Genomic DNA, 17,447 nt, shown 5'->3' with positions numbered 1-17,447 from the left:
ACGATAGATAGTGACTTTAGGACACGAGGTGATTTGTAATGGATAAAAAGAAACATGATAAAGCAAAAAACACATTATCTAGTACACAAGAAGTTCTCTATCAACGAGAATTTCGAAAAGCAGATCGTGCAGCGGGCTATCGCTCAAAAAGTATTTAAAGTGAAACTGAATAATTAGAAGGTTTCCCCCCTAATTATTCAGTTTCATTACATAAGATTTTCCAATAGATTGGCAAAAAAGGTTCCTTATAAATAAGGAATTTTTTTTGTGGACAACTTTATCCACAAAAATCGTAGACTTGTGCATAAATTCCAAAAGTTTTTTACGAATTCATCTATTTAAATGAATTCTAAACGTGAGAATTGTGGATAATTTTCTAAAAATTGTGGACTATGTGGATATAGTTGTTAATATTCCGACTTTACTGTCTAATAGAAGCGCAATCCTTTGTGGATAAAGTGAAACTTTAATCAGCGTGGTTTTTGTTCATCCCCCACCTAACTTCTTTGCTTTCGCTGAATTTTGAGGTAGGGGTCTTACTGCCCGCAAATAGCGGGATAAGTTAATAATTCACGTTTACTTTTTTTACAACAATAAAAAAACCCTCTTTAAATGCTTAAAAGAGGGGTTTCATATTAAGTAAAAGATTCGGCAAGAGCTGGTGATTTAATAGGTATATGATTCGGCTCTGCATGATTTTCTGCCAATATTGTATCCACAATATGACCAGCTGGCTCAGGACGATAAATACTTTTCATTGCTTCTTTCATTTGAAGAAGCTTCATATCATCTTGTAATAACGCCTCTGTTTTTGCAAAAACTTCACTATCATCACGAATTACAACTGCAGCCCCTTTTTTTTCAAAATACAACGCATTTTCATTCTCTTGTCCTGGGACAGGTTTATATAAAATGACAGGTACTTGTAATGCTGCTGCTTCGCTTAATGTAATACCACCTGGCTTCGTAATCATACAAGAAGTAACACGGAACAACTCATCAATGTTTTCAACATAACCAAATACTTTTAAAGCATCAGAACTTTGTTCCTGTAGTTCCATCAAATCCTGCTTTAAAGCTTCGTTTTTCCCACAAACGACAACTACTTGTAAGTTTGGTACTGACATAAATGACTGGCATAGCTCTTTTACACTCCCTAGCACACCATGAGCACCTGCTACAATTAGTAACATCTTTTTATCCTTACATAACTGATATTTATTATATATAATTGCTGGATTTATCTTTAGCTCAAAACTGCTGCGAATCGGAATCCCTGTTTCAACAATTTGCTCTGCAGGTACACCGATATCAACCATCACTTTTTTCACATGATCGGTTGCTACAAAATAACGATCTACTTCTCGATGGATCCATATTTTATGCACACAAAAATCCGTTAATACGTTATAAACAGGAATAGAAATACCTATTTGCTTTTTCAATTCTGGTACAGCGATGATTGGAAAGGTATTAATAACAATATCCGGTTTCTCCACCTGTAATAGCGTCTTCAAACGCTTTCTCCCAAAATTCGCATACCAAGATGCTATTTTTTTATCATAAATTTTCTCTACACCATAATAAAACAAACGATATAATTCTTTTCCTACCGTATAGCTTTTTAAATATAAATATTTTGTAATATCGGTTATAACTGGATGTGATTCTCCAAACAAGTCGCATACAATTACATCTTTGATTCCTTTTTGACGAAAGGTTTGTTCTAATGTTTTCGCTACTTGCACATGACCGTTACCGTAATGTGCAGTTAATATTAAAACCTTGGGGTTTTTTATCAAACAAATCCACTCCTAGCTTTTTGTTTCTCCATATTGCATATACGACAATAGGAAAAACATTTTCCTTAAACATTACATACTTGGATTCCAATATTCCCCTGTTAGCTATGTACCTGTCGTGGATATGCAAAGCATATAAGATTGACCCCTTAATCCTATCTGTGCTCATATCTTTACATTATACTTTCCTATAAGAGCTTTCGCAATAACTTACAAATGTTCTATATTTCATGATACTCACTCTTTTACTTCTTAATTCTTTTTACTATTTTGATTTCCCTTTACGATTATGTAAATTTTTCCGCCTATCCTTTACAAAAATATGGATATTATCTCTTCAGTATACTCTTTTCTAAATATATACTCTAGATTTTATTATAAAGAAACAAAAAGTCTAATCCAATATTTGGATTAGACTGCTTTTAAAATATGTTTTGCATGCTCAACATTTTCTTCTGTCGGTGGATTCACATCCGCAAGTGGATACTTATGTCCAAGTGCCTCCCATTTATAAACACCGAGTTTATGATATGGTAACACTTCCACTTTCTTAACATTAGATAGACTTTGAATAAAGTTTGATAATTTTTGCAGATCCTCTTCACCATCGGTAACACCGGGAACCAATACATGTCTTACCCAAATTGGTTTCTTTCTATCCGATAAATAACGAGCAAATTGTAAAATATGTTCATTTGGTTTCCCTGTTAATTTACGATGTTTCTTTGAATCAATATGCTTCAAATCCAATAAAACTAAATCTGTATAATCCATTAAAATATCTAGCTTATTTTGGAATTCTGGTTCTTCAGAATAACAACCGCCCGAAGAATCGATTGTTGTATGGATACCAGCTTCTTTGCACTTTTTAAACAACTCAATTAAGAAGTCTAGCTGTAATAGTGGCTCTCCACCACTAACTGTTATACCGCCTCCAGAAGCTTCAATAAATGGAAGGTAACATGTCACATCCTGCACTACTTCTTCAACTGTTATTTCTTTACCTTTACCGATTTCCCACGTATCAGCATTATGACAATATTGACAACGTAATAAACACCCTTGTGTAAATATGACATAACGAATCCCTGGGCCATCAACAGTACCACAAGACTCTACAGAATGTATTCTTCCTTTTACCATGTTACTTCCTCCTTTATTGAAACAGCCTCCCTCCGCTATATATTAAAAGCGGAGGAACACTTTTTTCACTTACATGCTTTCATGCATTGTACGGTTAATTACATCAATTTGTTGTTCACGAGTTAATTTAATAAAGTTAACAGCGTAACCAGATACACGAATTGTTAATTGTGGATATTTTTCAGGGTGCTCCATTGCATCCATTAATGTTTCACGGTTAAATACGTTAATATTTAAGTGGTGTCCTTGTTTTATTGCATATCCATCAAGCATAGATACTAAGTTGCGTACTTGTACATCATCTTCTTTACCAAGTGCTTTTGGAATAATAGAGAATGTATTTGAAATACCATCTTGTGCATCTTCATATGGTAATTTAGCTACAGATAATAATGACGCTAATGCACCTTTTGTATCACGGCCATGCATTGGGTTTGCCCCCGGTGCAAATGGTTCTCCAGTACGACGTCCATCTGGAGTGTTACCAGTTTTCTTACCGTATACAACGTTAGATGTGATTGTTAAGATTGACATTGTATGAACAGAATTACGGTATGTTTTATGTTTGCGAAGCTTGTTCATAAATGTTTTCACGAGATTTACTGCGATTTCATCTACACGATCATCATTGTTACCGTATTTAGGGAAATCTCCCTCAATTTCGAAATCAACTGCAATACCATTTTCATCACGAATTGGTTTTACTTGTGCGTATTTAATTGCACTTAAAGAGTCTGCTACTACAGATAATCCAGCGATACCTGTTGCCATTGTACGAAGAACATTTGTATCATGAAGTGCCATTTCAATACGTTCATAGCTATATTTATCGTGCATATAGTGAATTACATTTAATGTATTTAAGTATAGACCAGCTAACCATTCCATTGTCATATCGAATTTACGCATAACTTCTTCATAATCTAATACTTCAGAAGTAATTGGTGCGTATTCAGGACCAACTTGTGCTTTTGACTTTTCATCTTTACCACCGTTAACCGCATATAGTAATGCTTTCGCTAAGTTTGCACGTGCTCCGAAGAACTGCATTTGTTTACCAATTCTCATTGCTGATACACAACAAGCAATACCGTAGTCATCACCGTAGTCAGAACGCATAATGTCATCATTTTCATATTGAATTGCTGATGTTTTAATAGACATTTTTGCACAGTAGTTTTTAAAGTTCTCTGGTAATTGTTTAGACCAAAGAACTGTTAAGTTTGGTTCTGGAGCTGGTCCTAAATTATCTAATGTATGCAAGAAACGGAATGAGTTTTTTGTTACTAACGGACGACCGTCTAACGCCATACCACCGATAGATTCAGTTACCCAAGTTGGATCTCCAGAGAATAGTTCATTATAGTCAGGTGTTCTTGCGAATTTCACAAGACGTAATTTCATAATGAAGTGATCCACAATTTCTTGTGCTGCTTCTTCTGTTAAAGTACCATTTGCTAAATCTCTTTCAATGTAAACATCTAGGAATGTAGATGTACGTCCAAGACTCATTGCTGCCCCGTTTTGCTCTTTAATTGCTGCAAGATAAGCAAAGTATAACCATTGGAAGGCCTCTTGTGCATTTGTGGCTGGCTTAGAAATATCGAATCCATGAGAAGCAGCCATCTGTTTTAACTCTTGAAGTGCACGCATTTGCTCAGATAATTCTTCGCGTAAACGCATTGTATCTTCGCTCATTACACCGCCAGTTAAATTATAATCCGCTTTTTTCGCTTCAATTAAATGATCTATACCATATAGCGCTACGCGGCGATAGTCACCGATAATACGTCCACGTCCATACGCATCTGGAAGACCAGTAATAACACCTGATTTACGAGCCGCTTTCATTTCTGGTGTGTATGCATCAAATACACCTTGATTATGAGTTTTACGCCAGTCTCTGAAAATCTTGCTAAGTTCTTTATCCATTTCATATCCATACGCTTCACAAGCTTGCTCCGCCATACGAATACCACCATATGGTTGTAAAGAACGTTTAAATGGTTTATCAGTTTGGAAACCGACCACTTTTTCAATATCTTTATTTAAATATCCTGGTTCATGTGATGTAATAGAAGAAACAATTTTTGTATCCATATCAAGAACGCCACCGTTTTCACGTTCCTTTGTTGTTAAATCCATTACTTGATCCCAAAGTTTTTTCGTTTCTTCAGTTGCTTCCGCTAAGAAAGAGTCTTCTCCCTCGTAAACGTTTACATTATTTAAAATGAAATCGCGAACATCAATCTCTGCTTTCCATTTTTCACCTTTAAAGTTTTCCCACGCGTTTTTTACATTTTCTAATACTTGAGTCATCCTAATCTCCTCCATTTTTGATTAGTACAGGACTACGTTTTTTTATATAACAGCTTACACACTTAGAATACTACTTTTTTTCGGAAGTGAACGAAATAGTTGTGACATGTTTGTGAAATGTTGAGCAAACTACTATATTCGTAGTGTTAACCTCGTTTAAAAGTCTTTATAATTAACCCTTTCTTTAATTGTATTTTTTTGGTATTCTTATATACGAGTCCTATTTTGTAATATAAGAACGATACCCATTGTAGAGCTGTAATACTCTTATCTCCTAATCTGTTATAGTCTTATGACAGATTGAAAAGAAGTGTACCGATTAGGTACACTTCTTTTCATAATAAGATAGAAGCTCTATATAGCTCCTCTATTTCTATTTCCATCGTAAAATCCACCACGACTGTTTGTTAATGCAATTAATTGCTCTAATCCTTCTATATGATCACCAATAATTCGAAGGACAGCTGGAGGATGACCTATTTTTGCGAAATGTTCACTGGGACGAATACGGTTCACCCTATCAACATCAATACGACTTACACAAGCGATTTCAAAACCTGAAAGTACAGCTTTAACTTGTGCTACACAAGGTGACAATAATGATCTATACCCTATTTCCTTCAAACAAGTACGACTAAACGCATTAGGTACAGCAATAAGAGAGCCTACGCCTAAATCTTTTCTATCACAAGCTAAATTTAATGCATATTTAAATGCTGTTACAAGATGAAGTGGTACTCTCAAATCTAAATAATGATTTAAATCATTTAATGCGACATCTGTTCCATCTGCAATTGCTTTTGCAAAGGGATATAGCTCACTAGCTGGAATAACAAAATCGCCGTCTATAAATAACACAATTTCTCCTTTTGCAAAATAAGTTCCAAGCGAACGCCCCACATCGTTTCCAAGTGCTTCTTTATACACAATTGTTGTTGCTCCCTTGTCTTTTGCAATTGTTGCCGTTTTATCGGACGAACCATTTACAACAACAATGATTTCCAATGGTTCAATTTTGCGAAGCTCTTCTATAATCTTTCCAATCGTCATCTCTTCATTTTGCACAGGAATAATAACCGATAGTTGCTGTCCTTTATACAAATTAGATGTAATGCCCCACCCTTGATAAAAGTCTTCAAAATTTAGAGTATGGTAGACACTCTCTCTTTTCCTATTTCCATCATAATATCCTCCGCGCCCATCACTGTCTACTATCCGCTCTGCTACAGCTTCTATATGATCGCCTATCATTCGTTTTTCGGAATGAGCAAGATTCGTGCCGTATGCAGCATGCTCGAGTGGGCGAAATTTATTCGGAGTAATAACATCAATCGCACAATGACGGCTAATTCTCCATTTACTTTGTGCTAGGCGTAGATGAGCCACAATAGGATTAACAAAACATTCGTATCCAATATTTTGCACAACTTCCTTCGTCAGCGCATGAGGTACAGATAGTAAAGAATCAATTTTTAATTCTTCACGCTCTAACATTGCATTTAAGATTTGGCGCCATACTGTAATAGAATGTGGTCTTTGTTTCTTTAAAAATAATGCGGCCAAATTATTTAAAGCGATGTCCGCCTGATCATGTAAAATCGGATTAAGGAATAATTGTAATTTTGAAGTTTGAATAGCAAAATCACCATCTACAAACAGTAATACATCACCTATCGCATGTTTTGCACCAACTGCGCGTCCAACGTCGTTACCAAGTGACTCTTTATGCTCAATTACTGTACATCCTAAGCTCTCAGCAATTGCTTCTGTACCATCATTACAACCATTTGCTACTACAATAATCTCTACTGGATTTAATGGTTTTACCGATTGAACCACGTCTGAAATCGTATCCACTTCATTACATACAGGAATAATAACTGATAACGACTTAGCCATTGTTTTCTTCACGAAACCATTTAATAGTTTCTTTCAATCCTTGTTCCCACGTTACTTTCGCTTGAAACTGAACAAGTTCTCTTAATTTCGTTACATCCGGCTTTCGATTTGGAATTTCTTCAAATCCATGTGGATATACTTCCTCAAATGGAACGTGCACAATTTTGGAAACAGACTTCGTTATTTTTTTTATATCTTCCGCTACTTCCCTTATATTTTTTTCATTCTCAGAACCAATATTAATAATTTCACCATTTACCTTTTCATCCATTGCACGAATCGTTGCCTCGACCGCATCACTTACATACGTAAAGCAACGTGTCTGCTTTCCATCTCCATACACGAGAATATCGTCACCTTGCAAAGCCGCACGAATAAACCGTGGAATTACTCCTGCGTACGGACCATCTTTCGCTCTTGGACCATAAATATTAAAATAACGAACAATCGTTACAGGTAAGTCTTCTAATGCGTACCCTAAACATAATGTTTCCTCTAACGTTTTACAAATTGCATAACTCCAACGTATTTTGGAAGTTGCACCATATAAACGATCTCCTTCTTCAGAGAATGGTGGCTCTCCCTTTCCGTATACTTCCGAAGTAGATGCGAAAACTACTTTCTTCTTCCCTTTTAACGCTGCTTGCAAAATGTTTCTCGTTCCATCAAAGTTCGTTTCAATAAGCTCTACACTTTTTTCCATTGTAGTTTTGACTCCCAAAATTGCAGCTAAATGGAACACCACATCATGTTGATTCACTAATTCATGAATTGAACTTTTATCTAACACGCTTATTGGAATAACTGAAATCTCTTTCATTAACTCTTCATGATATTTATTTTTTCCTTTATAGAAGTTATCCACAATCGTGACCTCATAACCTCTTTTCACCAATTCTTCAGCTAGATGTGATCCAATAAATCCTGCTCCACCTGTAATTAAACATTTCTTACTCATACACTCACCTTCTTTATAATTCCACGTGTATCTATTAATCGCTCAATTCCTTTAAAGAGCTTCCAATCGATACTAGAGTGATCCGTTACAATTAAAATACAATCTGCTTGTTTAATTCTTTGTTCATCTAATGGAACGGATTGATATAGTGTATCTCCAATTTTCGCTGTAGAAATATACGGATCATGATATTCTATCTTGTATCCTTCTTTTATTAATAATTGAATAATTGGCAACGCCGGTGATTCTCTCAAATCATTTACATCTTTCTTATATGCAATCCCTACAATTAAAACCGTTGCGGGTGATTGCACCACACCTTTTACTTTTCCGATTATTTTCGCTGGCATTTCTTCATTAATTACATGTGCTGCCTCAATTAATTGACTAATTGCTCCAGCCTTTCTTATTCTCCATTGAAAATATAAAGGATCTACCGGAATACAGTGTCCTCCTATTCCTGGTCCTGGCCAATACGGAGTAAATCCAAACGGTTTTGTAGATGCAGCTTCAAGCGCCTCATAAAAATTAATATTCAAACTTTCACAAAGCATATTCAACTCATTTACTAATGAAATATTAACTAAGCGCTGAATATTTTCAAATAGCTTACACATCTCGGCCACTTTCGGAGAGCTAACTGGAACGACTACATCAAATATAGTGCTATACAAATCCTGTACTTTTTGTTTACACTGCTCTGTTTGTCCACTAATAACTTTTGGAATTGTTTCAACTGAATACTGGCTATTCGCTGGATCAATTCGCTCTGGAGAATAGCCAATATAATAATCTCCTCCTACCTTTTTACCGGTTTTAGAAATAATAGGAATAATAACTTTTTCAAGTGTTCCTGGATATGTGGAGCTTTCAAAAATGAAGGTTTGTCCTTTTTGAAGATTCTGTTGTATATAGTGAGAGGCTGAAACAAGGGCACTTAAATCTGGTTCTTTATATTCATTAATTGGTGTCGGCACAGTCACAATGACATAATCGCTATTCTTAAAATCGGTAACACCTTTATCTGGTGTATTCACTATTAATTTTCTTTTTTCTAATAAGTTTTGTAATACTTTAGAAGAAACATCAGGAATATAACTTTCTCCTTTTATAATTGATTCTATTTTCCTAGTATCTTTATCTAATCCAAGTACAGCATGTCCTCTTTCTGCAAAAAGGACCGCCAAAGGAAGGCCGACATACCCTAATCCAATAATAGTTACTTTACTACTGGCATCCATCTGTATTTTCTTCTTCCCTTCTCAATTGTAGTATTATATCTCTATCCCTTTCTCCGTCTGTAAAACTCCCGCGCCCATTCGTATGTTGTAATAAATAAGCAATAGCCTCAAGCTGATCTCCGAAAATACGATCGAATGCAGGAATTCGTCCATTTACAAATCCATGTTGCTCTGGGCGTACTCGATTTGTTTTTATAACATCTACAAATTCTACTGCTGTAATAGAGAATCCCTCCAAAATAGCTTTCATTTGAGCTAGTGGCGGAATAACAAGAGAATCATACCCTATTTTCTCTATTACCTTTTTATGCATAGCATGTGGTACAGCAGTTAAAGAGTTATTCCATAAATCTGGTCGTTTCGCTACCAAATTCACGAAATATTTCCCCATACTAATTGGATCTGCCGGGTGAAACATATCTAACAAACATTGCAAATCATTTAACGCCACATCATTTCCGTCTTCAATAGCATGCAAAAATGGAATTAACTTTTTTGCCGGAATAGCAAAATCACCATCAACAAATAAACAAATATCTGCCGTAGCATGCATGGCCCCTATCGCTCGCGCTACATTATGTCCAAGCGCCTTCCCAAATTCAACAACAATTACATTCTCTAGTTTTGCTTGTTTAATAGTCTCGATATCCGCTCCATTCGCAACAACAATAATTTCATCTACTCCTGCTTTTTTCACTTCTTGTATAACAGATCTTATAGTCATTTTTTCTTCTGACACTGGTATAATCGCACTGTATTTCGCTTTTTTCCGTTGTAATAAAACTGGTTTATACTTCCCTATAAACTCTCTATCCCTGTTTCCTTCCGAAAAACCGCCGCGTTTACCATATGTTTCAATTACGTATTGCAAAGCACGTAAATGATCACCTATAATACGACTAGTCGCTTTCGGATAAGGAGAACCAGGTGATGTACCAGTATGCACAGGACGAACCTTATTCGTGTGAATTACATCGACCGAAGCCATATCAACAATATCTACTCCCCTAGACATCGCCATCGCTTGAAATAATGCGGGATCTGCTAAATCCCACCATCCAAGTCTCTCGATAACTTCCCGGCTCATCGCATGTGGAATTGCGATTAAAGAACCAACAGCAAGCTCTTTTTTATTCAAATAACGATTCAACATGAATTTTCCAACTGTCGTATAATGTGGTCTCACCTTTAAATAAACAGACCATGTTAAATTATTCACAACAATTTGATGCCCCAGCTGAATTCCTTTCACGAAACATTGTAGCTCTTTACTCTCAATAACGATGTCACCATCTAAAAACAATATAATTTCACCTTTTGCTTCTCTAGCTCCAATTGCCCTTCCTACATCATTGCCAAGAGAATGTTTATAATAAATTACATGGCAACTATGCTGTAATGCGACTTCCTTCGTTCCATCTGTCGATCCATTATCTACTACAATAATTTCATACGGCTCGAGCTTCTCCACTTCTACTAAAACTTGTGATAAAGTACTTGCTTCATTATGCACTGGAATAACAACTGATACTCTCATACTTGTATCACTCTTACCCTTCCAAGCGAACATAAGAAATAATAGGAGTACGCACAAGTACATCTTCCGGTGGTCCATAAGAAGGAGCTGTACGAACACTTACTGCCCCATCCGTCACAGATAAAAGAATACCTGCAACAATTTCTACAGCTGTCACAACTTGCACTAATTCACCAACATGGTTACGCAATTCATCAGTAAATAACATATATAAGTCTCCTTTCTTACGCTTCTTTCATTGATATAATACTTGTAAATGGTAATAAAACTTCTGTTCCTATTCCTTCTTGCAGTGTTAAGAAATCGTCACCAACTGCTACAATAACACCTGTTAACTGTCCAACTGTCACAGTAATTTCTACGTTTTTACCTAAATATTGCTTTGCAATTTCTTTAAAAGGTGATGTATTGCATTCTTTTAAAATGCTACAAATAATAGATTGAAATTGACTTGATTCTATAAATTCTTCCGTAGCTTGCTTAGAATTTCTTTGAATAAATTTCGCAAAGTTTTGTGAAAATAAAAGTCGCTCCACAGCAGGCAGTAACTTGTCATCTAAAAAATAACCTAATTGTCTATTAAACAGTCGGGATAATTTATCCCAATATTTTCTGAACAAACACATACACTTCTCCTCCTATTATTTTTAAAGTATAAAATTTTACATCCATACATCTTAATTTATACAAAGCAGACTTTTTTTGTGATAGGTAAGGCATACATTTTTCAAAGAAACACTCTTTTCTAATCACATAAAAAAGATAGATGGTGTCCCATCTATCTTTATATATATTTTAATTTTTAATTGTCACAATGGCAGCTACGCCGTAATACACAAAATTCGTTTCGCATTGCGTGCATGATGCTTATGTATACTCATAAACCTCCCATTTTCCATTTATTTCATTATCGAACCGCACATATATTTCCTCAATACAAAAAAGACTATCCAAAAGGATAGTCTCTTACACTTCAATATTCCGCAACATCGTATAAATGTCGTTATTCACTTTACCAAATGATTTAATGTTATTTTGAATGTTAGATAATAAAACCACATATACACTACCATTTTTACTAAAACCATTTAAGCAATTCCAACCTGGCATTACACCGTGATTTGAATAGCTTCCTGGATCTACATACCAGCCAAATCCATAATCCTTTTTCACGGCTGTAAACATTTGATTATAACTCTCTTTTGAAATTAATTTTCCAGAAAAGAGTGCTTCATTAAATAAATATAAATCATGCGCGCTCGTATATATATCACCACAACCATATAGTTGTGACATGCTCGGAATATTAGGTGTTGTCATATTGTTATTCACTATTTTATAACCCGTTGATGGGAATCTTGTTTGTTCCAACGCTGTACCGAAACCAGAATGTTTCATACCCGCAGTCGCAAAAATATGTTGTTTTATATATTCTTCGAGCGACTGTCCACTTACCTTCTCAGCAATGTAAGCAAGTATAGAGTAGTTCGAATCGGAATACTTCCATTTCTCTCCTGGACTCCCGATACGCTTTTGATTTCCTATCCGCTTTATCAGTTCTTCATGAGAAATATCCTCTTTTCCCTGCTCATATTCTGGAATCCCTGATGTATGTGTTAATAAATGTTTTAGCTGAATGTTATTACCTTGAGGAAAGTCTGGAATATACTTTGCAACCGTATCCTCTACTTGCAACTTATTTTGATCTTTCAATTGCATAATAGCAGTCGCTACAAATGCCTTTGAAATAGAGCCAATATAAAAGGTTGTTTCTGAATTATTCGGTACTTGCTTCTCTTTGTTCGCCATACCGTACCCTTTATTCAAAAGAACTTTTCCGTTCTTCACAATAACAGCTGTCCCACTAAATCCTGCGTTTTGTAAATATTGATTCAATTGAGCGTTTTCATTAATTTCTTGAGGTGGTCCTTCAGCAGGTTTCTCTATAACTTGCGCCTGTTTTATCTGTTCTTCCTGTTCTTTTTGTTTTCTTTGTTTTTCAGCTTCTTGCCTTTTCATTTCTTCTTTCTTTTTTATCTCTTCTTGCTTCTTCATTTCTGCTGTCGCTTTTAAAGTTTCTTCTTTCTTATTATGCGCAACAATTTTTGTATACATGAAATATACAAGTAAGAATATTAAGACGAGAATGATTGTTCTTTTTATGTATACAATCGGCCGATGTGCTTTCCCATTCGCATTATTTTTTTCCTGATCCATGATTGCCTTTTTCCCCTTATTCACCAATAATTTACTTCCTCTACTAAAGATTTATTTTAGTAGATTATGGATACTCCATTCTATATCATCCCTACTTTATCACGCACTGCACATATTACCAACCTATATGTATAAAAAAGAAAAAGAAAATTTACAAAAGTAAGATTCCCGTTAAATTTTTAACAAAAAAAAGAGGATATCCTCTAAAAAAACTGATGTTATCAATCTTTTTGGATATCCTCTTATCTAATTATTTATACGTGTTTTTTCATATCATCGGCAACAGATTCAACATTTGTACCTACGATAACTTGTACACTTGTGTTACTTAATTTCATAACGCCTTTTGCACCTGCGCGTTTTAATGCTGGCTCATTTACTAAACCTGCATCTTTCACTTGTAAGCGCAGACGAGTTGCACAGTTATCGATAACTGTTAAGTTGTCTTTTCCACCTAAAGCAGCTACATAAGTTTCACCAATTGAACCTGCAACTGGTGCATCACCATCTTCAGCTAACTCATCGTCATCTTCACGACCAGGAGTTTTTAAGTCGAACTTCTTAATTAAGAAATAGAATACTACGAAGTAAATTGCTGCGTAAATTAAACCGATTCCTGCTAGTAAGACTGGTTTTGTTGCAATACCGAAGTTTAAGAAGTAATCAATTGCACCGGCACTAAATGTGAAGCCATCGTGAATGCCAAGTGATGTTGTTACAAATAAAGAAATACCTGTTAACACGGCATGAATACCATATAATACTGGTGATAAGAACATGAATGAGAATTCAATCGGTTCTGTAATACCAGTTAAGAATGAAGTTAATGCTAGACCACCTAACATACCTGTAACCATTTTACGTTTTTCTGGTTTAGCAGCCGCAATCATTGCGAAACATGCTGCTGGTAAACCGAACATCATAACTGGGAAGAAACCAGTCATAAACATACCTGCTGTTTTATCCCCTGCAAGGAAGCGAGCGATATCACCATTTACAACATTGCCTGCTGTATTTGTAAAGTCACCAAATACGAACCAGAAGTATGTGTTCATTACATGGTGTAAACCAATTGGGATTAATAAACGGTTTAATAAACCAAATAGACCTGAACCAACTGCACCTAAATTAACAATTCCATGAGCCAGTGCATCAATAGCATTTTGAATTGCTGGCCAAATTTGTGCGAATAGAATTCCTAATATTAGCATCACAACCGATGTAACAATCGGAACGAAACGTTTTCCAGCAAAGAAACCTAACCATTCTGGAAGTTTAATTTTATGGAATTTATTATAAAGGAGCCCTGCTATAACACCGACAATAATACCACCTAAAACTTTCATATCCACTTTAGTCGATAATTCGGCTGCCTTAGATACTTGTGTCATTGTATCTGCAAGCTTAGAAGGATCTACATTCGCGCTATTGCCTATTAAATCTTGGACTTTACCTAATTTATCTTGTAATTCTGCAGTAGAATATCCCTTACTAAGTGCATCAATACTGTTTTTCATAACCAGATAACCAATTGCACCTGCAAGACCTGCTGCACCACTACCATCAACTGAAAGACCTATTGCAATACCTATTGCAAAAATAAGTGCTAAATTATCAAAAACCGCTGCGCCGGCCTGTGCCATAACAGGAATATCAAATACATCTGGTTGCCCTAAACGAAGCAATAATCCTGCTGCTGGTAGTACGGCGATTGGAAGCATTAACGCTTTACCAATACGTTGTAAAAACTGCAACATTTTAATTCCCCCTATCAAATTTATGAAATCGTTATCATTATAAGTACGCTTTAGAAAACGCTTTCTATTACATAACCATAATAACATATAGTTGTATAGATGTGTAGTTTTTATTTTCGAACTTTTTATGGATAAGTTTTCTATTTCCAAACTGTTATATAAAAGGGAAATTCTCCTTATTGAATACAAAATATGCAGGCAAAAAAACTAATTATAGCACAGATAACTTTCGTTTTATCATTCCACTTTTTCATGTTATTATTTATTTCCGAGCATATCGGGAAAAGTAAACTTAGTTAATTCGAAATAGGAGCGTTGGTACTATGCAGTGCATTGAAACAAACAACTTACAGCAGTTGTTAGAACAAGTAAAACCATATACGAAAAAAGGAAAACTTGCTACTTATATCCCCGAACTAGGAAATGCAAATCCAGATGATCTAGGGATTGCTATTTTCCATAAAGAAACAGAATATATCCATGCTGGTAACTCACAAACACTATTTACTCTTCAAAGTATTTCTAAAGTAATTACACTTGCACTTGCCCTTTTAGACCGTGGTGAAGAATATGTATTTTCTAAAGTTGGAATGGAACCAACTGGTGACCCATTTAATTCTATTATTAAGCTTGAAACAACAAGTTCTTCCAAACCTCTTAATCCAATGATTAATGCGGGTGCATTAGCTATTACAAGTATGCTAGCTGGTAATGATAACGAGGAGAAGATGGAACGCATTCTTCAATTTGTGCGTGATATAACAGACAATCCTACTATTAGTTATTCTTCTAAAGTTGCCACTTCTGAATTAGAAACAGCTTACTTAAACCGTTCACTTTGTTACTATATGAAACAAAATGGCATCATCGATAACGATATTGAAGAACTTATGGATTTATATACGCGTCAATGTGCAATTGAGGTTAACTGTATCGACCTAGCACGTATTGGTTTAATCTTTGCAATGGATGGATATGATCCTTATAAAAAGAAACAGATCATCCCTAAACATATTACGAAAATTTGTAAAACATTTATGGTTACTTGCGGGATGTATAATGAATCTGGTGAATTTGCAATTCGTGTTGGAATCCCTGCAAAAAGTGGTGTAGCGGGCGGCATTTTCGGCTGCGTAAAAGGCGAAATGGGAATCGGTATTTTCGGACCAGCTTTAGATGCAAACGGAAATAGTATCGCTGGTTTTAAAATTCTTGAATTACTTTCTGCCCAAGAAGGTTGGAGCATGTTTTAATTTAGAAGTTATCCTGCTATATTGGCAGGATTTTTTATTTCACAAAAATCCGTTCTACTAGGCATCAACACAATTCAAAAAACAGTAATAAAAGTTCTCTTTATTATGCATATTTGCTCCCCCCTCCTGAATAATATAGTACAACCTAGCGCTGTATGTGGAGGTGTAAAAGATGAAACTCATATTTCAAATGGAGAAACAACCTGTTCTCGAAAAAACAATTCTTCTTTTCATATTGAGTATTGTAGAAAGTTTGAAACTAAAAGTTGTTTCACTCGATGAAGCTCACCGATACATATTCAATTTAGAAGTGCTTGAACTATTAATGGATCGGAACATCGATGATCAAGTACTAGAACTTATTCATTTCGGAATGGGACTTGAAGACATTTACCATGTACTTCCCGAAGAACTTGAGCATAGTATCGAAGAACTGAAATGGCTTTGTATTCAAGTTTTAAGTGAGTACAGTATGCATGATGATGAATGTGCACAACTAATTGAAGATATACGCTAAAAAGCACCTATGCAGGTGCTTTTACTTTTTTAAACCTTTTTACACACAAAGATTTGTATAATACTTACAATCTTTCATTACCGTGAAAAGATTTCACGTCGATATATGCAATTTCTTAGTGTATTTCCAAGGAAATACTCGAATACTGTTTTCCCTATCATTCTTACAACAATTGATCAATTCCAATAAGAATTAATAACACACCTGCAATTATAGTTGCCCATTTCCCTAAGTATTCAGCTAAAAATCTTTTACCAACATACGTAAAACCACTAATACAAATAAAACTAAAAACTCCAGAAATACATGCCGTAAGCCAAAGATTTAAATTTGTTACTCCAGCATCAAATCCACCTGCAATATTGTTTATGGACAATGCAACTCCTAAAACAATTGCTTCAGAAAAACTAATTGTTTTAGAACCATCAAAATCTGCTTTTTCTGGATCACGTAAAACCCCCATAAGTACACTACTATCTTTAGATTCTACGGTATCTTTTTGACTCAAGAAAGGCTGACATAAAATAAACACCCCGATTATTCCTAAAACGATTGCGCCAATAATGTTTGCTGTGAACTCTGAAATAAATAATGCGATCCAATTCCCAAAAAATCCAGCTAGTAAAGTAAATAAAAATCCAAAAAATGCGATGATAAAATTGTTAAGCCACGAAATTCGAATTTTACGAATGCCATATGCAATCCCAACACCTGCATTATCTAAATTAGACGCAATCCCGATTAAAAAAATTGAAAATAAACCTGCCGTACTCATCGTACAGTCACCCCTTTTCTCACTTTTCA

At 35.2% G+C, this 17,447-nt stretch carries 15 protein-coding genes and 1 pseudogene; 3 read left to right on the top strand and 13 right to left on the bottom strand.

Annotation, left to right across the window (positions count from 1 at the left end):
• Positions 1-38 precede the first annotated feature (38 nt).
• Positions 39-158: a YfhE family protein gene (locus ACFWDE_RS07565; RefSeq protein WP_078178179.1), complete on the top strand. Its 120-nt coding sequence runs from the start codon at positions 39-41 to the stop codon at positions 156-158.
• A 477-nt stretch (positions 159-635) separates the two neighbouring features.
• Here ACFWDE_RS07565 and ACFWDE_RS07560 read toward each other — a convergent pair whose 3' ends face one another.
• From ACFWDE_RS07560 to nagE, 12 genes and pseudogenes are all read right to left on the bottom strand, one after another.
• Positions 636-1,802 (bottom strand): diglucosyl diacylglycerol synthase, encoded by a 1,167-nt coding sequence (locus tag ACFWDE_RS07560; protein ID WP_002113823.1) that lies wholly within the window; start codon positions 1,800-1,802, stop codon positions 636-638.
• A 411-nt stretch (positions 1,803-2,213) separates the two neighbouring features.
• Positions 2,214-2,945 carry a pyruvate formate-lyase-activating protein gene (gene pflA / locus ACFWDE_RS07555; RefSeq protein ID WP_377891213.1) on the bottom strand — a complete coding sequence of 244 codons (732 nt, stop codon included), beginning with the start codon at positions 2,943-2,945 and terminating at the stop codon, positions 2,214-2,216.
• 69 nt (positions 2,946-3,014) lie between these two features.
• Positions 3,015-5,264 (bottom strand): formate C-acetyltransferase, encoded by a 2,250-nt coding sequence (gene pflB / locus ACFWDE_RS07550; protein WP_377891211.1) that lies wholly within the window; start codon positions 5,262-5,264, stop codon positions 3,015-3,017.
• A 146-nt stretch (positions 5,265-5,410) separates the two neighbouring features.
• Positions 5,411-5,603 (bottom strand): annotated as a pseudogene (locus ACFWDE_RS07545) (hypothetical protein).
• Between the two features lie 15 nt (positions 5,604-5,618).
• Positions 5,619-7,163 (bottom strand): glycosyltransferase family 2 protein, encoded by a 1,545-nt coding sequence (locus ACFWDE_RS07540; RefSeq protein ID WP_377891208.1) that lies wholly within the window; start codon positions 7,161-7,163, stop codon positions 5,619-5,621.
• Positions 7,156-8,121 carry an NAD-dependent epimerase/dehydratase family protein gene (locus ACFWDE_RS07535; RefSeq protein WP_377891206.1) on the bottom strand — a complete coding sequence of 322 codons (966 nt, stop codon included), beginning with the start codon at positions 8,119-8,121 and terminating at the stop codon, positions 7,156-7,158. Before ACFWDE_RS07535 ends, ACFWDE_RS07540 begins: the two co-directional genes overlap by 8 nt.
• On the bottom strand, positions 8,118-9,362 hold the full coding sequence (locus tag ACFWDE_RS07530) for a nucleotide sugar dehydrogenase (RefSeq protein ID WP_377891204.1): 1,245 nt from the start codon (positions 9,360-9,362) through the stop codon (positions 8,118-8,120). The genes ACFWDE_RS07535 and ACFWDE_RS07530 overlap by 4 nt, the downstream gene beginning before the upstream one ends.
• Positions 9,349-10,899, bottom strand: a complete 1,551-nt coding sequence (locus tag ACFWDE_RS07525; protein ID WP_377891202.1) for a glycosyltransferase family 2 protein — start codon at positions 10,897-10,899, stop codon at positions 9,349-9,351. The genes ACFWDE_RS07530 and ACFWDE_RS07525 overlap by 14 nt, the downstream gene beginning before the upstream one ends.
• Positions 10,900-10,912: 13 nt before the next feature.
• Entirely contained in the window at positions 10,913-11,107 is a 195-nt protein-coding gene (locus ACFWDE_RS07520) for a hypothetical protein (RefSeq protein ID WP_377891200.1), read from the bottom strand.
• A gap of 16 nt (positions 11,108-11,123) precedes the next feature.
• Positions 11,124-11,525: an LSm family protein gene (locus tag ACFWDE_RS07515; protein WP_377891198.1), complete on the bottom strand. Its 402-nt coding sequence runs from the start codon at positions 11,523-11,525 to the stop codon at positions 11,124-11,126.
• Between the two features lie 340 nt (positions 11,526-11,865).
• Positions 11,866-13,116 carry a serine hydrolase domain-containing protein gene (locus tag ACFWDE_RS07510; RefSeq protein ID WP_377891196.1) on the bottom strand — a complete coding sequence of 417 codons (1,251 nt, stop codon included), beginning with the start codon at positions 13,114-13,116 and terminating at the stop codon, positions 11,866-11,868.
• A gap of 254 nt (positions 13,117-13,370) precedes the next feature.
• The gene (nagE, locus tag ACFWDE_RS07505) at positions 13,371-14,873 is read right to left on the bottom strand and encodes an N-acetylglucosamine-specific PTS transporter subunit IIBC (protein ID WP_377891194.1); all 1,503 of its coding nucleotides are present in this window, start codon (positions 14,871-14,873) and stop codon (positions 13,371-13,373) included.
• Positions 14,874-15,196: 323 nt separating this feature from the next.
• Here nagE and glsA point away from each other — a divergent pair, with 323 nt between their 5' ends.
• Complete coding sequence (gene glsA / locus ACFWDE_RS07500) at positions 15,197-16,126, top strand: glutaminase A (RefSeq protein WP_002151698.1); 930 nt, start codon at positions 15,197-15,199, stop codon at positions 16,124-16,126.
• Between the two features lie 172 nt (positions 16,127-16,298).
• Entirely contained in the window at positions 16,299-16,643 is a 345-nt protein-coding gene (locus tag ACFWDE_RS07495; protein ID WP_002091149.1) for a DUF3969 family protein, read from the top strand.
• A 163-nt stretch (positions 16,644-16,806) separates the two neighbouring features.
• On the opposite strand, the gene ytaF is transcribed toward ACFWDE_RS07495, so the two are convergent.
• Positions 16,807-17,418 carry a sporulation membrane protein YtaF gene (gene ytaF / locus ACFWDE_RS07490; protein ID WP_002091150.1) on the bottom strand — a complete coding sequence of 204 codons (612 nt, stop codon included), beginning with the start codon at positions 17,416-17,418 and terminating at the stop codon, positions 16,807-16,809.
• Positions 17,419-17,447: the final 29 nt, after the last annotated feature.

The sequence above is a fragment of the Bacillus sp. NPDC060175 genome (genome assembly GCF_042728695.1).
Classification (GTDB): Bacteria; Bacillota; Bacilli; order Bacillales; family Bacillaceae_G; genus Bacillus_A.
The sequence above is the reverse complement of the archived record's forward strand: the minus strand, read 5'-3'. Positions and strand labels throughout refer to the sequence as shown.

What these genes read in the sequence shown, in the direction of transcription:
- ACFWDE_RS07565 (WP_078178179.1), top strand. Translation starts at nt 39, where the DNA reads ATGGATAAAAAGAAACATGATAAAGCAAAAAACACATTATCTAGTACA.
- pflA (WP_377891213.1), bottom strand. Translation starts at nt 2,945, where the DNA reads ATGGTAAAAGGAAGAATACATTCTGTAGAGTCTTGTGGTACTGTTGAT.
- pflB (WP_377891211.1), bottom strand. Translation starts at nt 5,264, where the DNA reads ATGACTCAAGTATTAGAAAATGTAAAAAACGCGTGGGAAAACTTTAAA.
- ACFWDE_RS07540 (WP_377891208.1), bottom strand. Translation starts at nt 7,163, where the DNA reads ATGGCTAAGTCGTTATCAGTTATTATTCCTGTATGTAATGAAGTGGAT.
- ACFWDE_RS07535 (WP_377891206.1), bottom strand. Translation starts at nt 8,121, where the DNA reads ATGAGTAAGAAATGTTTAATTACAGGTGGAGCAGGATTTATTGGATCA.
- ACFWDE_RS07530 (WP_377891204.1), bottom strand. Translation starts at nt 9,362, where the DNA reads ATGGATGCCAGTAGTAAAGTAACTATTATTGGATTAGGGTATGTCGGC.
- ACFWDE_RS07525 (WP_377891202.1), bottom strand. Translation starts at nt 10,899, where the DNA reads ATGAGAGTATCAGTTGTTATTCCAGTGCATAATGAAGCAAGTACTTTA.
- ACFWDE_RS07520 (WP_377891200.1), bottom strand. Translation starts at nt 11,107, where the DNA reads ATGTTATTTACTGATGAATTGCGTAACCATGTTGGTGAATTAGTGCAA.
- ACFWDE_RS07515 (WP_377891198.1), bottom strand. Translation starts at nt 11,525, where the DNA reads ATGTGTTTGTTCAGAAAATATTGGGATAAATTATCCCGACTGTTTAAT.
- ACFWDE_RS07510 (WP_377891196.1), bottom strand. Translation starts at nt 13,116, where the DNA reads ATGGATCAGGAAAAAAATAATGCGAATGGGAAAGCACATCGGCCGATT.
- nagE (WP_377891194.1), bottom strand. Translation starts at nt 14,873, where the DNA reads ATGTTGCAGTTTTTACAACGTATTGGTAAAGCGTTAATGCTTCCAATC.
- glsA (WP_002151698.1), top strand. Translation starts at nt 15,197, where the DNA reads ATGCAGTGCATTGAAACAAACAACTTACAGCAGTTGTTAGAACAAGTA.
- ACFWDE_RS07495 (WP_002091149.1), top strand. Translation starts at nt 16,299, where the DNA reads ATGAAACTCATATTTCAAATGGAGAAACAACCTGTTCTCGAAAAAACA.
- ytaF (WP_002091150.1), bottom strand. Translation starts at nt 17,418, where the DNA reads ATGAGTACGGCAGGTTTATTTTCAATTTTTTTAATCGGGATTGCGTCT.